We start from the raw sequence: 14,076 nt of genomic DNA on the forward strand, positions 1-14,076 counted from the left end.
TAAAAGCAATGCCGGTTTTTTTATTTATTTCAAATGAGATTTATATAAAAATTTTTATTTGCACTCAAAAAAACACTTTTAATTTATTAACAGAGCCTATGTTATATAGACTCTGTTTTTCGAGTAGAGTAATAAAAACTACAACCCCGTTTCTACCGTAAATAATTGACGATATCCGTCAATATCACGCATAAAAGCAATATATTTATTATCTGGAGAAAATACGACAGCATCGCTACTTGGTGCTTGTGCCGTTTTTTCGGTTAATCGAGTTAACTCACCTGTTTTTACATTACATAACATCACACTGTTATCGCAAATAAAGGTCAGATATTGCCCATTATTATTCCATGTAAATGCAGATTGAATATCCCATACTTGAGACGTGATTTGTGTTATTTCTTTAGTGCTTGGCGAAACGGTATATAACTGCACAACACCGTTATCATCTTTCATTAAAAAGGCAATTGCACCATCTTGTGGTGAACTTCTTAACCAATGACGAGGCTGATTTAATACACCAGGATATTTTCTATCAGCAGTATAAGTCAGTCTAACTTGATGGATCCCTTTTGCGGGTGCGGGTAATGCAAAATCGGTTCCTGCCAAAGGCTTATCGCCCTCAATATTAAAATCCGCATTATCTTCAGGTAAATCAACTATAAAAATTTCAGGTATTTTTTCACCCTGTTCACTCACCGTATCGCCAATAAAAGCAATAGCCCAGCGTTGTTGTGAACCATCCTGTTTTATATAGCCGTGAGTTCCAATCCAACACTCTTCATAAGCTTTGTTGATTTCATCACTGCCTTTTTGTGGCTGAGTCACTGTTTGGCTAATAACAGTACAAAAATATTCTCCATCATATTCACGAGGATGTGTTTTTGAAACATTGACTGCTTTTAAAGGTACCGCTACTGCCACATTACGTTGATCATACCCGCTACCCAACTGATGCATAATATGATCGTTATAAGTAAAACTAAGGCGCGTACCATCTGGGCTAAATACATGGACATGCGTGCCACCACGTAATGCACCGGCTTGATATGGCGATGTAAGGGAACATGCATCAATATTAGCAGCACGATTATTTTTTGATTCATCAACAATCACACCTCGACGATGATGAAAATCATAATGCCATTCATCATCTGGATTTTCTGGCCCGTGAATAAAAGCATAACGTACTGGTTCTGTTGGGCTTACAGTGACAACGCCGGCATGAGCCCCCTCTTTAGCCGTGTAAATGATCTGTTGCTGTTTTGTTTTCGCATGAATTTTTTCTATGGTTAGACCCGTAAAAGTTCCCCCATTAGGACGCACATCATAAACTAACCACTGGCTATCTGGTGTCCAAACATTTATATTAGTTAACTGATGATGACGGCTATCAAACGTAATCTGGTGTTCCTGAAAAGACATATTTATCCTTATCGGGAAATAAATTTCCACATTATAAAAACTAATTGATTTTACCTGGCACTAAAAAAACTCAGTCGAGACTTTTTCGCAAGGTGATTACTCTATCCTCACTAAATAGTCAGAAAATTAAAAAATCATGTTACTTAGTGTTCTCTATATTATCGGTATTACCGCAGAAGCCATGACTGGCGCGCTTGCAGCTGGTCGTCGTAAAATGGATGTCTTTGGCGTTATCATTATTGCATCAGCAACCGCAATTGGCGGTGGCTCTGTAAGAGATATTTTGCTCGGACACTACCCCTTAGGTTGGGTAAAACATCCTGAATATATCGTCACTGTTGCATGTGCTGCTGTTATTACCATGTGGGTAGCCCCCATGATGAAACATCTACAGCGGTTATTCCTCATCTTAGATGCCATTGGCCTTATGGTTTTCTCTATCATTGGTGCACAAATCGCTCTTGATATGGAATATGGCCCTATTATTGCTGCCATTGCTGCTGTTATTACAGGTGCTTTTGGTGGTGTTTTAAGAGATATGCTCTGTAATACTATTCCACTCGTTTTCCAAAAAGAAATTTATGCCGGTATTGCCTTTGGCGCAGCGTGGCTTTATATGGGACTTCAGTTCTACACGCCCCTTCCTAAAGACGTTATTATTATTATTACACTTGTCGCTGGGCTAACTGCTCGCTTACTTGCTATTCGTTATAAACTGGGATTACCTGTATTTAATTATGAGAATCAAGATTAACTAATCGCTGTTTTAACAACAGTAGTTATTGTAGATTCTGTGGTGTATCTCAAAATATAACTTATCCCACCTATTATGATAAAAGGTGATTCCTATCACTTCGCCTTTAATTGTATGTTAATATTGAGATAGTTTAATTTTTCTCTTGTTTAAATTGGCATAAGAATAATGCTATAAGAAAAAAATAGTCCGGTATTCAGCATGGACACTGTATGTGATCCGTTGTACGTGTATAATATGCTAGGGACTTGCACCCTAAACATGTATTTATACTTAATTCTCCAGTCAAATTCAGAAAGTCATCATGATCCAAGGAACACTTTATATTGTTTCCGCCCCAAGCGGTGCGGGTAAATCAAGTCTTATTCAGGCACTGTTAAAAACACAGCCTTTATATGACACTCAGGTTTCTGTCTCTCATACAACGCGTCCAATGCGACCGGGAGAGAACCATGGTGAACATTATTTCTTTGTCACTGAAGCCGAATTTAAAAGCATGATCGAAAGCGGTGATTTCCTCGAACATGCTTGTGTGTTTGGTAACTATTACGGTACTTCGGGTAAAGTTATCAATGAGATATTAGCCAGTGGTGTTGATGTTTTTCTTGATATCGATTGGCAGGGGGCTCAGCAAGTTCGCAATAAAATGCCAGAAGCCCGCAGTATTTTTATTCTGCCACCTTCAAAAGAAGAGCTTTATCGTAGACTTCGTGGACGTGGACAAGATAGCGAAGAAGTTATTGCAAAACGCATGTCGCAAGCTGTATCTGAAATGGATCATTTTAATGAGTATGATTATTTGCTCATCAATGATGATTTCAATACTGCGCTTGCTGATTTACAATCAATTATTCGCTCTGAAAAATTACGCCGTGATCGTCAAACGCTACGACATGGTGATTTAATCAGCAAATTATTGGCAGACTGAGATAAGTTTCAGTATTATGCCCAGTCATTTCGTTAATGGTGGAGTAACACAAATATGGCACGCGTAACCGTTCAAGACGCTGTAGAAAAAATTGGTAACCGTTTTGACCTCGTTCTGGTCGCTGCACGTCGTGCGCGTCAGTTACAAATTGGCGCTAAAGATCCTTTAGTTCCAGAAGAGAATGATAAAATGACTGTTGTCGCGCTACGTGAAATTGAAGAAGGCCTGATCAACGGCAAAATTCTTGATGCTCGTGAACGCCAAGAGCAACAAGAACAAGAAGCAGCTGAATTACAAGCTGTTTCAGCGATAGCAGAAGGTCGTCGTTAGTCGTTTATAAAATAGGGGTAGGTCTGCCTTGTACCTGTTTGAAAGCCTGAATCAAATTGTTCAAAAATATTTGCCTGATGAGCAAGTAGAACAACTAAAAAAAGCCTTTATCGTCGCCAGAGATGCCCACGAGGGACAAGCTCGCTCAAGTGGTGAGCCTTATATCACTCACCCCGTTGCTGTGGCTTGTATTCTTGCCGATATGCGATTAGACCATCAAACCTTGATGGCCGCATTACTGCATGATGTTATCGAAGACACACCTGCGACGTTCCAAGATATCGAAAACCTTTTTGGTAATACGGTTGCGGGTCTTGTTGAAGGCGTTTCTAAGCTTGATAAACTCAAATTTAGAGACAAAAAAGAAGCTCAGGCAGAAAACTTCCGAAAAATGATCATGGCGATGGTAAAAGATATCCGCGTCATTTTGATCAAGCTGGCAGACCGCACTCACAATATGCGCACACTGGGCTCATTACGCCCAGATAAACGTCGCCGTATTGCGCGTGAGACACTCGAAATCTACAGTCCTCTTGCTCACCGTTTAGGTATACATCATATCAAAACCGAACTTGAAGAGCTGGGTTTCGAGGCACTCCACCCTAATCGCTACCGAGTTATCAAAGAAGTCGTTAAGGCTGCTCGTGGTAACCGTAAAGAGATGATTAATAAAATCCTCTCTGAGATAGACGGGCGTTTAACCGAAGCACATATTGAGTGTAAAGTTAACGGTCGCGAAAAACACCTCTACTCTATCTACCGGAAAATGTTACTTAAAGAGCAACGTTTTCACTCGATAATGGATATTTATGCTTTTCGCGTTATCGTGAAAGAAGTGGATACCTGTTATCGCGTCTTAGGTCAGATGCACAGTCTTTATAAACCCCGTCCAGGTCGAGTCAAAGATTACATTGCAATTCCTAAAGCCAATGGCTATCAATCCCTGCATACTTCATTAATTGGCCCTCATGGTGTCCCTGTTGAAGTGCAAATCCGTACTGAAGATATGGATCAAATGACTGAAATGGGTGTTGCGGCACATTGGGCTTATAAAGAGCAAGGTGAGCAACCTGGTACTACCGCACAAGTTAGAGCCCAACGTTGGATGCAAAGTCTACTTGAATTACAACAAAGTGCAGGTAGTTCTTTTGAATTTATTGAAAACGTAAAATCAGATCTCTTTCCTGATGAAATTTACGTTTTTACCCCAGAAGGCCGCATTGTTGAGTTACCAACAGGCGCAACTCCTGTCGATTTCGCTTATGCTGTACACACTGATATTGGTCATGCTTGTGTTGGTGCTAGGGTTGATAGACAACCTTATCCGCTTTCTCAATCATTGCGTACGGGTCAGACAGTTGAAATTATTACCGCCCCAGGTGCGAGACCAAATGCAGCGTGGCTAAATTTTGTCGTCAGCTCCAGAGCACGATCTAAAATTAGGCAACTGCTAAAAAATCTAAAACGCGAAGACTCCATCAACCTTGGCCGTCGTTTACTAAATCATGCTTTAGGCAATAGTAAATTAGCCGATATTTCAGCTGAAAATATTGAACGCGAATTGAAGCGAATGAAGCTACATTCAGTCGATGATTTGATGGCTGAAATTGGTTTAGGTAACGCAATGAGTGTCGTAGTGGCGCGTAACTTACTCTTAGATTTACAACATCAAGATGAAGCCACAACAACCAATGGCGAAACACCGAAATTACCGATTAAAGGTGCTGATGGCGTACTTATCTCGTTTGCGAAATGTTGTCGCCCTATTCCGGGTGACCCCATTGTTGCTCATATTAGCCCTGGTAAAGGTTTAGTTATTCACCATGAATCTTGTCGTAATATTCGTGGCTACCAAAAAGAACCTGAAAAATTTATGCCTGTTGAGTGGGATAAAGATATTGATAGCGATTTTATTACTGAAATTAAAGTCGATATGATAAACCACCAAGGTGCTTTAGCGAATTTAACTGCTGCTATTAATGATGCAAACTCAAGTATTCAAAGCATGAATACAGAAGAGAAAGATGGCCGAGTTTATTGCGCATTTATACGATTAACCGCAAAAGACCGTATCCAACTCGCCAATATCATGCGTAAGCTGCGTATCATGCCTGACGTATTACGCGTTAGCCGCAATAAAAATTAATAATGAATCCAATTCGATATGCCCGCATCTGCCAAATGATGGCGATGCGGCAACCTGACCTCACTGTTTGCCTTGAAGAAGTGCATAAATCCCATAATGTTGCGGCCGTAATCAGAACTGCTGATGCTGTTGGTATTCCTAAAATTCATGCTATTTGGCCTGAAGAAAAAATGCGTATGTTGGTATCACCCGCAGCGGGTAGTAATAGCTGGGTGAATGTTGAAACACACCCGACGATTACTGATGCAGTGTCTTCATTTCGCAATAACGGAATGCAAATTCTTGCTACGCATCTTTCTGATAAAGCGATTGATTTTCGTGACATTGATTACACCCGCCCTACCTGTATTATTATGGGACAAGAGAAAACGGGTATTTCACAAGATGCCATTGCACTTGCCGATCAAGATATTATCGTTCCCATGATGGGGATGGTACAATCGCTCAATGTTTCTGTTGCTAGCGCCCTGATTTTATATGAGGCACAACGCCAACGTCAGGCTGCGGGTATGTATAATCGGACAGAAAGCACCCTAACAGCAGAAGAACAGCAAATTTTGTTGTTTGAAGGCGGCTATCCGGTATTAGCTGAAGTTTCTCGTCGTAAAGGATTAACTCGCCCTTATATTAATGATTGCGGTGAAATTGAAGCACCCGACTCATGGTGGGCACAGATGCAAATGACGCAGAAACAACTTAGGAAATTAAAAAAGACGGAGTGACTTTCCCATGAAAGGAAAACTGCTTGATGCAATCCCCTTAACCACTCTTCACGGCGTAGGTGCAAGTCAGGCAGATAAACTGGCAAAAATAGGGTTAGTGACTATTGAAGATTTACTTCTTCACCTTCCTTTACGTTATGAAGATCAAACTCATCTTTACGCAATAAGCGACTTACTTGCGGGTATTCCTGCAACTGTTTCAGGTGAAATATTACGTACAGAAGTCAGTTTTGGCCGTCGCAAAATGATGACATGCCAAATTTCGGATGGCTCTGGTATTCTCACCTTGCGATTCTTTAATTTTACTGCTGCGATGAAAAATAACCTTGCTCAAGGTAAACAAGTCACTGCGTATGGTGAAGTCAAACGCGGAAGTCGCGGCCCTGAAATTATTCATCCTGAATACAAAATCAAAGTTGCTGGCACTGATGTTGAATTACAAGAAACACTCACACCAATTTATTCAACTACTGAAGGTCTGCGACAAACGTCATTACGCAAGTTAATTGATCAAGCGCTTGAATTACTTGATACTTGTGCTATTAACGAATTACTTCCTGAGCAATTTATTCATGGTTTACCACCATTAGCGGACGCATTACGAACGTTACACACCCCGCCTCCTGATATTGAATTTGCTGAACTCGAAAAAGGACAGCATCCTGCTCAAAAACGTCTCATCATTGAAGAACTGCTTGCTCATAATTTAGGAATGTTAAATGCACGCGCAGGAGCGCAGTCTTACCGCGCTGAGCCGTTATTTATGCCAGAATCATCCACATTGAGACAACAATTTCTCGCTTCATTACCATTCACACCAACTCATGCACAACAACGAGTTGTACATGAAATTGAAGTGGATTTAGAAAAAAACTACCCGATGATGCGATTAATCCAAGGCGATGTAGGATCAGGAAAAACATTAGTTGCTGCATTAAGCGCATTACGTGCAATTGCCAACGGTAAACAAGTGGCGTTAATGGCGCCCACAGAATTGCTCGCTGAACAACATGCTTTAACTTTTAGAAAATGGTTTGAACCTTTTGGTATTCAAGTTGGTTGGTTGGCGGGTAAGCAAAAAGGCAAAGCCAGAGAAGCGCAACAAAATGCTATCGCCAATGGTGAAGTCTCTATCATTATTGGTACACATGCGATTTTCCAAGAACAGGTAAAATTCCATTCTCTAGCACTCGTTATTATTGATGAGCAACATCGTTTTGGCGTACACCAACGTCTTGCTTTATGGAAAAAAGGGGAAGAACAAGGTTTTCATCCTCATCAATTAGTCATGACCGCAACCCCCATTCCACGCACATTAGCGATGACCGCTTATGCGGATATGGATACGTCTATTATTGACGAACTACCACCAGGTAGAACACCCGTTACCACTGTAGCTATTCCAGATACACGACGAGATGAAATCATCGAACGAATTCGACTTGCTTGTACAGAAGAAAAACGCCAAGCCTATTGGGTATGTACCTTAATCGAAGATTCAGAGGTTTTAGAAGCCCAAGCGGCACAAGTTATCTATGAAGAGCTTACGCTAGCACTGCCTGAGATTAAAATAGGCTTAGTTCATGGCCGAATGAAACCCGTTGAAAAACAAGCCGTGATGGCTGCATTTAAAGAAAATGAGTTACAACTGTTAGTGGCAACAACTGTTATTGAAGTTGGGGTAGATGTGCCTAATGCCAGCTTAATGATTATAGATAATCCTGAGCGATTAGGATTAGCGCAATTACACCAATTACGCGGTCGAGTGGGTCGAGGAGCTATCGCATCACATTGCGTGCTGCTCTATAAAACACCATTAACACAGACAGCGCGATTGCGTTTACAGGTTTTAAGAGATAGTAACGATGGCTTTGTTATCGCGCAAAAAGATCTTGAAATTCGTGGGCCAGGGGAGCTATTAGGAACAAGACAAACCGGAAATGCCGAATTTAAAGTCGCCGACCTATTACGCGACCAAGGACTAATTCCTGAAGTACAACGAATTGCGCGTTATTTACATCAACATTATCCTAAGCACTCGCAAGCCCTCATCGAACGCTGGCTACCTGCAAAGACACAGTATAGCCAAGCTTAGGTTATTCATAATTAATCGCTGTAGCATTGCTTTAAGGCGCTAACAGCGATTATTTATCCTATGTCAGCTCATCTTGCTTATATATCAAGGCAATATTTCTGAAATTATCTCTCAATATCTCAATATGATAAATAACATGAGATATTAGTATCTTTATCTATAAAACACAGAATATTACAACAGAAAATGCCACAGAATAATCTGTGGCATTGATCAATTTACAAAGAATTTATAACGAAATAACTTACCCAGCAATAGTAGGGAAGAATGGTAAAAGTAAATAAAGCTTTATCACTATCGCATTCACTATATCAATAAAGAATGCTCCAACCATTGGAACCACTAAGAACGCGAGATGTGAAGGTCCAAAACGATCTGTGACCGCTTGCATATTAGCGATAGCGGTTGGTGTTGCACCTAAGCCAAAACCACAGTGACCCGCAGCTAAAATGGCAGCATCGTAGTTTTTACCCATAACACGGAAGGTGACAAAAATAGCGTATAGAGCCATCACACCCGCCTGCACACCTAAGATCACAATCATAGGTAGTGCCAAGGATGCCAGCTCCCATAGTTTTAAGCTCATTAATGCCATCGCTAAAAAGAGCGATAAACTAACGTTACCTAAAACAGAAACCGCCCTATCAAATACACGATAAAAACCAAGCATTGATAAACTGTTACTTAAAATCACACCAATAAAAAGAACACAGACAAACGTGGGTAGTGAGAATGCGGTGCCTTCAAGTAATTGCGATAAGAAGGTTCCCGCCATTAAACAGATAGCAATCATCGCAATGGTTTCTAGCAATACCATTGAGGTTATCATTCTACCTGTTGTTGGCTTTTCAAATGCTGTTGGCATTTCGTGATCATCAGCACCCAATCCTGGAGTAGGAATATTGCGGATAAGATAACGAGCAACAGGGCCACCTATGAGTCCCCCTAAAACCAATCCAAATGTTGCACACGCCATTGCGACTTCTGAAGCACTCTTAAAACCATAGCTTTCAACAAAGGTTTTACCCCAAGCAGCACCTGTACCGTGCCCACCAGATAACGTTATCGAACCAGCAAGTAATCCCATTAAAGGATCAAGACCTAACATTTTTGCCAGTGCAATACCCACCGTGTTTTGGACAAGCAGTAACCCAACAACAACAAAAACAAAAACAAAAAGTGCTTTTCCTCCCGCTTTTAAGCTTGAAAGGTTTGCGTTCAAACCAATGGTTGCAAAAAAAGCGAGCATTAATGGATCTTTTAATGAGAGATCAAAACTGACCTCCCAATCCATCAATGATTTAAAAGCTAATAAAAGAACTGCAACAAGTAATCCACCTGCAACGGGTTCTGGGATCGTATATCGTTCTAAAAAAGGAACAGATTTCACTAACTTACGTCCGAGCAATAGAACCAAAGTGGCCGCGACTAGCGTGCCATAAACATCGAGATGATACATTTATGTACCCCGTCTTATTTGTTAATTTTATATAAAAATACTACGACGCTACGTTCATCCATAAACAACGCCAAAAGCAGGTAACCCCGATTAGAAAAAAAATCCGCGACAAACACAAGTTAAAACATATAAAAATGTGAGCCTCTCTTATGCATTTTAATAACATTAATCTTGCGCAAACGATTGCTTTTGTGGCGGAGATCATTAAAATACGTTTTTTGTCGGATAAGAAATTCACATCATGGTTACTTCAGAAAATCAAAAATTGCCACAAAGTAGTGATCTTGCCAGTAAAGCAAATAGCGAGCTCCTTTTTGCTCTTGAAGAAAAGCCGCCATTACCCCAAACTCTTTTTGCCGCAGGGCAACATTTATTAGCGATGTTTGTCGCTGTTATTACACCTGCAATTTTAATTTGCCAAGCTTTAGGGCTGCCGGCTCACGATACTCAGCGCATTATCAGTATGTCGTTATTTGCATCAGGTATTGCGTCACTGATCCAAATTCGTGCTTGGGGGCCGGTGGGCTCAGGCTTACTTTCTATTCAAGGTACGAGTTTTAATTTTGTCGCCCCCTTAATTATGGGTGGGTTAGCGCTGAAAAATGGGGGTGCTGATACCCCAACGATGATGGCCGCACTCTTTGGTACCTTAATGGTAGCATCGCTGACCGAAATAGTTCTTTCTCGTGTACTGCATCTAGCAAGACGGATTATCACCCCTTTAGTTTCTGGCATTGTAGTGATGATTATCGGACTTTCTTTAATTCAAGTCGGTTTAACATCCATTGGTGGAGGTTATGCGGCTATTGAAAATAATACCTTTGGTTCACCAGAAAATTTATTACTGGCCGGTTCCGTACTTGCTGTCATTATTCTTCTTAACCGTCAAAAAAATCCTTATTTACGCGTCGCGTCGTTAGTTATCGCAATGGCTGTAGGTTACCTTCTTGCATGGGTATTAGATATGCTGCCGACACCGCCAGAGCATCAAGAAACACCATTTATTACCATTCCTGAGCCATTTTATTATGGATTATCATTTGATTGGCATTTGCTGGTTCCACTGATGCTAGTCTTTATGATCACATCCCTTGAAACCATCGGCGATATTACCGCGACCTCAGATGTATCAGAGCAACCTGTTAGTGGCCCTGTATATATGAAACGAATTAAAGGTGGTGTGTTAGCCAATGGTATAAATTCTATGGTATCGGCTTTTTTCAATACCTTTCCAAATTCGTGTTTTGGTCAAAACAATGGTGTGATTCAATTAACCGGTGTCGCCAGCCGTTATGTGGGTTATTTTGTTGCAGCACTACTTATCCTTCTTGGCCTATTTCCTTCAGTTGCAGAATTTGTGCAGAAAATTCCAGAACCCGTATTAGGTGGTGCAACACTGGTGATGTTTGGTACTATCGCCGCATCCGGTGTACGAATTGTCTCTAAAGAGGCGCTAAATCGCCGAGCTGTCATGATCCTCGCTATTTCATTAGCGATAGGCTTAGGGGTTTCACAACAACCTCAAATATTGCAATTTGCACCTGATTGGTTAAAAACTTTATTATCATCGGGTATTGCAGCTGGGGGATTAACTGCAATTATTCTTAACCTGATTTTTCCACAAGAAAAATAATCTTATTGATACCAATTATATTTGATCTAAATACAAAACGTAGTTTCTTTATAATAAATAGGAACTACGTTTTTAGATCTCAAGCACTTGTATTTTTTCTGAAAGATTTTCCTTTTTATATTTATTATTTCTTAGCTATCAATATCATAGTCGAGAAAAATATGCCTATTCATAGTGGTATTTCAAACAGTCCATCACTTCGTTTTTTGAAAACACATTCATCAACATCGCAATATGAAATTACCAGTTTACGGAAATTTTTTATTCGCATAAAAGATGAGTTTTTAGCCCTGTTTAATTCTAACCACAAATTTACCTCTTTAGAAAATAAGACCGTGGCAGAGTTTAATTTAACAATGATGGTAAAAGATGTTGTTACCTTTATTAAAAATACGGATCTTAACGATAATTCAAAAAAAGATAATGCGAACTATGTAAATTACGCTTTTGCATATTTGCTAACGCAATCCAAAATTCAAGTTAACCTCTATAATATTTATCACTCAGGTGATTCTGAGCCCAATGAACTCCTTACCCAACTAATTAACTACATTAATAATGCAGATAAAAATTCACTCGACCAAACGGAATATATTCAACTTGCTAAAAAAGGAATGAAAGAGATAGCTGACGATTTTATAAATATTAAACCTCCGACACCAGAAGCAAAAGATGATGACAACACCATAGAGAAAAGATCTGAGCAATTTATTTCATTACAAAAAAAAATAGCAGCAATTGCTATGGAGGTTAAAAATAATTAAGCTTTAATCCGGTGAATACTTGAGCATAGCTCAGTTTTCAGGCATAAATGTATAATCTTTTGGAGGGTGGTAAACAGGAGAAATACAATGCGCTGGCTGATAAAAAGTTTGGTATCTCTGATACTTATCGTCATTTTATTTATTATTATAATTTATGCCTTTATTCAAACCCAATGGGGCGCGCAAAAAACCAGCGAATGGTTAACCGAATATAGCGATTATGATGTGCGTTTTTCGGGTGTAGAGCATAATTTTACTCAGCCAGAACAGATCGTTGTACACGATTTCTCTATCAATCCTAAACAAAATAAAACCATAGTTTCTGCAAAATCAGCGCAAATAAAATTTAACTGGCAGTTTTTTACCACACCTTCTCATCTACAAAAAATCACCTTAGAAAACGGCAATATTGTTTTAGCTGAAACAACACTCGCTATCCCTTTAAGTGCTGATATTTTACAATTTAAAAATATGGCATTAAGTCGCGTTAAATCAGAGTTGTCTTTTACTGCTGAAAAAATAACAGGTGGAATAGCACCTTGGAAACCAACATCAACAGATACACTGGGTTCTGGGCATTTTCAGTTTTCAATAGCAGAAGGAACCATAAATAATAACAATTTCAGTAATTTTATTATTTCAGGCGAATATAAACCTAATGATATTAACATTGAGAAATTAGGTACAAAATTACTAAATGGTACCTTATCGTTAACGGGGCGATATCAAGATAACCACTGGAAATTAAACGAAGTATATTTAAACGGCATACGTTGGCAGTCACCTCAAACCTTAGAGGAGTTAATCCACTCATTTAACCAATACCCACCGATTAATATAAGACTATTAAATATCATCGATTTTACAGCAGAAGGTAAACAGTGGGCTGTGAGTGGGTTTGATGGGAAATTTGCTCAATTAAATATTGATAAAAAGGTTTCTTTTACTTCGGGTGAATTTAACACCAATGATGTAGTGATAGACAATCAACATTTTACTGATGTCATTACTAAAATGAACCAACAAAATAATCGACTTAATCTCGATTTATTAAGCCTACGCTATGAAAAAGGATTGATTAAATTAGCAGGCAGTTGGGATCAAAATAATAAAACCTTAACCATTCAAGACGGTACACTTTCGGGTATTTTATATACACTGCCTGAAAATTGGTTATCTACTTTTGCATCTCCTCTCAATAGCGATATTCAAAATATCAATATTGAGCAGCTCTCTATTAATCAATCCATACTCATTGATATTAGCCCAAGCTTTCCATTCCAATTCACTGGATTAACGGGAAAACTGCAAAATCTAACAGTTGCAAAAGAAGGCGAATGGGGATTATGGCAGGGCTCTGCCATATTAAATGCGGATAGCGGAACACTAAACCGTATTGAGTTGCGCCGCCCAGATTTAAAAATTGCTACTTTGCAAGATAATGCAATCGCAGAACAATTTTCCGCATTTATTGATGAAGGTATAGTTCGAGGGTCAGCCGCATTAGTACAATCGAATAACCAAAGAACCTTTTCATTAATAGCGAATGGGTTAAACGTACCCTTATCTATCCCCAATGAAATGGGATGGAAAACAGCACCATTAAATGAAAAAGGCCAATTCACATTAAAATTGAGCGGAGATTTACGCGCTAAGACGATTACCCCTACATTAAATGGCTCATTACTGGGTAAAAAAGACGAGCAACAAATCATCAATGCGACCATGAAAAATGGTGAAATAATTAATAACTTATAATCTCTATTTTCAGGGGGAGCACGGATTGCTCCCTTAATAAAAAGCGTTACAATGCATTATCT

General features: G+C 39.5%; 11 protein-coding genes. 9 read left to right on the plus strand and 2 right to left on the minus strand.

From position 1 onward, the window contains the following. Positions 1–138: 138 nt before the first annotated feature. On the minus strand, positions 139–1,425 hold the full coding sequence (locus tag M997_RS00455; RefSeq protein ID WP_064718159.1) for a YidR family protein: 1,287 nt from the start codon (positions 1,423–1,425) through the stop codon (positions 139–141). Between the two features lie 136 nt (positions 1,426–1,561). Between M997_RS00455 and M997_RS00460 the strand changes: the two genes are divergently transcribed. From M997_RS00460 to recG, 6 genes are all read left to right on the plus strand, one after another. Then, positions 1,562–2,179 carry a trimeric intracellular cation channel family protein gene (locus M997_RS00460; protein WP_064718160.1) on the plus strand — a complete coding sequence of 206 codons (618 nt, stop codon included), beginning with the start codon at positions 1,562–1,564 and terminating at the stop codon, positions 2,177–2,179. 304 nt (positions 2,180–2,483) lie between these two features. Beyond that, on the plus strand, positions 2,484–3,107 hold the full coding sequence (gene gmk / locus M997_RS00465; RefSeq protein WP_064718161.1) for a guanylate kinase: 624 nt from the start codon (positions 2,484–2,486) through the stop codon (positions 3,105–3,107). Positions 3,108–3,161: 54 nt separating this feature from the next. After that, on the plus strand, positions 3,162–3,437 hold the full coding sequence (gene rpoZ / locus M997_RS00470; RefSeq protein ID WP_064718162.1) for a DNA-directed RNA polymerase subunit omega: 276 nt from the start codon (positions 3,162–3,164) through the stop codon (positions 3,435–3,437). 28 nt (positions 3,438–3,465) lie between these two features. Continuing rightward, a complete protein-coding gene (gene spoT / locus M997_RS00475; protein WP_064718163.1) occupies positions 3,466–5,583 on the plus strand; it encodes a bifunctional GTP diphosphokinase/guanosine-3',5'-bis pyrophosphate 3'-pyrophosphohydrolase in 2,118 nt (705 codons plus the stop codon). Between the two features lie 2 nt (positions 5,584–5,585). After that, on the plus strand, positions 5,586–6,305 hold the full coding sequence (gene trmH, locus M997_RS00480; protein WP_064718164.1) for a tRNA (guanosine(18)-2'-O)-methyltransferase TrmH: 720 nt from the start codon (positions 5,586–5,588) through the stop codon (positions 6,303–6,305). A gap of 7 nt (positions 6,306–6,312) precedes the next feature. Then, positions 6,313–8,400, plus strand: coding sequence for an ATP-dependent DNA helicase RecG (recG, locus tag M997_RS00485; protein WP_064718165.1), 2,088 nt, complete (start codon positions 6,313–6,315; stop codon positions 8,398–8,400). 244 nt (positions 8,401–8,644) lie between these two features. Here the strand turns inward: recG and gltS are convergent, their stop codons facing one another. After that, entirely contained in the window at positions 8,645–9,859 is a 1,215-nt protein-coding gene (gene gltS, locus M997_RS00490) for a sodium/glutamate symporter (RefSeq protein ID WP_064718166.1), read from the minus strand. 241 nt (positions 9,860–10,100) lie between these two features. Here gltS and M997_RS00495 point away from each other — a divergent pair, with 241 nt between their 5' ends. From M997_RS00495 to M997_RS00505, 3 genes are all read left to right on the plus strand, one after another. Then, entirely contained in the window at positions 10,101–11,492 is a 1,392-nt protein-coding gene (locus M997_RS00495; RefSeq protein WP_064718167.1) for a uracil-xanthine permease family protein, read from the plus strand. Between the two features lie 161 nt (positions 11,493–11,653). Continuing rightward, positions 11,654–12,256: a hypothetical protein gene (locus M997_RS00500; protein WP_064718168.1), complete on the plus strand. Its 603-nt coding sequence runs from the start codon at positions 11,654–11,656 to the stop codon at positions 12,254–12,256. An 87-nt stretch (positions 12,257–12,343) separates the two neighbouring features. After that, positions 12,344–14,014 carry a hypothetical protein gene (locus M997_RS00505; RefSeq protein WP_064718169.1) on the plus strand — a complete coding sequence of 557 codons (1,671 nt, stop codon included), beginning with the start codon at positions 12,344–12,346 and terminating at the stop codon, positions 14,012–14,014. Positions 14,015–14,076 lie beyond the last annotated feature (62 nt).

It is taken from the genome of Proteus hauseri ATCC 700826, from assembly GCF_001654965.1.
Classification (GTDB): domain Bacteria; phylum Pseudomonadota; class Gammaproteobacteria; order Enterobacterales; family Enterobacteriaceae; genus Proteus; species Proteus hauseri.

What these genes read in the sequence shown, in the direction of transcription:
- M997_RS00455 (WP_064718159.1), bottom strand. Translation starts at nt 1,425, where the DNA reads ATGTCTTTTCAGGAACACCAGATTACGTTTGATAGCCGTCATCATCAG.
- M997_RS00460 (WP_064718160.1), top strand. Translation starts at nt 1,562, where the DNA reads ATGTTACTTAGTGTTCTCTATATTATCGGTATTACCGCAGAAGCCATG.
- gmk (WP_064718161.1), top strand. Translation starts at nt 2,484, where the DNA reads ATGATCCAAGGAACACTTTATATTGTTTCCGCCCCAAGCGGTGCGGGT.
- rpoZ (WP_064718162.1), top strand. Translation starts at nt 3,162, where the DNA reads ATGGCACGCGTAACCGTTCAAGACGCTGTAGAAAAAATTGGTAACCGT.
- trmH (WP_064718164.1), top strand. Translation starts at nt 5,586, where the DNA reads ATGAATCCAATTCGATATGCCCGCATCTGCCAAATGATGGCGATGCGG.
- recG (WP_064718165.1), top strand. Translation starts at nt 6,313, where the DNA reads ATGAAAGGAAAACTGCTTGATGCAATCCCCTTAACCACTCTTCACGGC.
- gltS (WP_064718166.1), bottom strand. Translation starts at nt 9,859, where the DNA reads ATGTATCATCTCGATGTTTATGGCACGCTAGTCGCGGCCACTTTGGTT.
- M997_RS00495 (WP_064718167.1), top strand. Translation starts at nt 10,101, where the DNA reads ATGGTTACTTCAGAAAATCAAAAATTGCCACAAAGTAGTGATCTTGCC.
- M997_RS00500 (WP_064718168.1), top strand. Translation starts at nt 11,654, where the DNA reads ATGCCTATTCATAGTGGTATTTCAAACAGTCCATCACTTCGTTTTTTG.
- M997_RS00505 (WP_064718169.1), top strand. Translation starts at nt 12,344, where the DNA reads ATGCGCTGGCTGATAAAAAGTTTGGTATCTCTGATACTTATCGTCATT.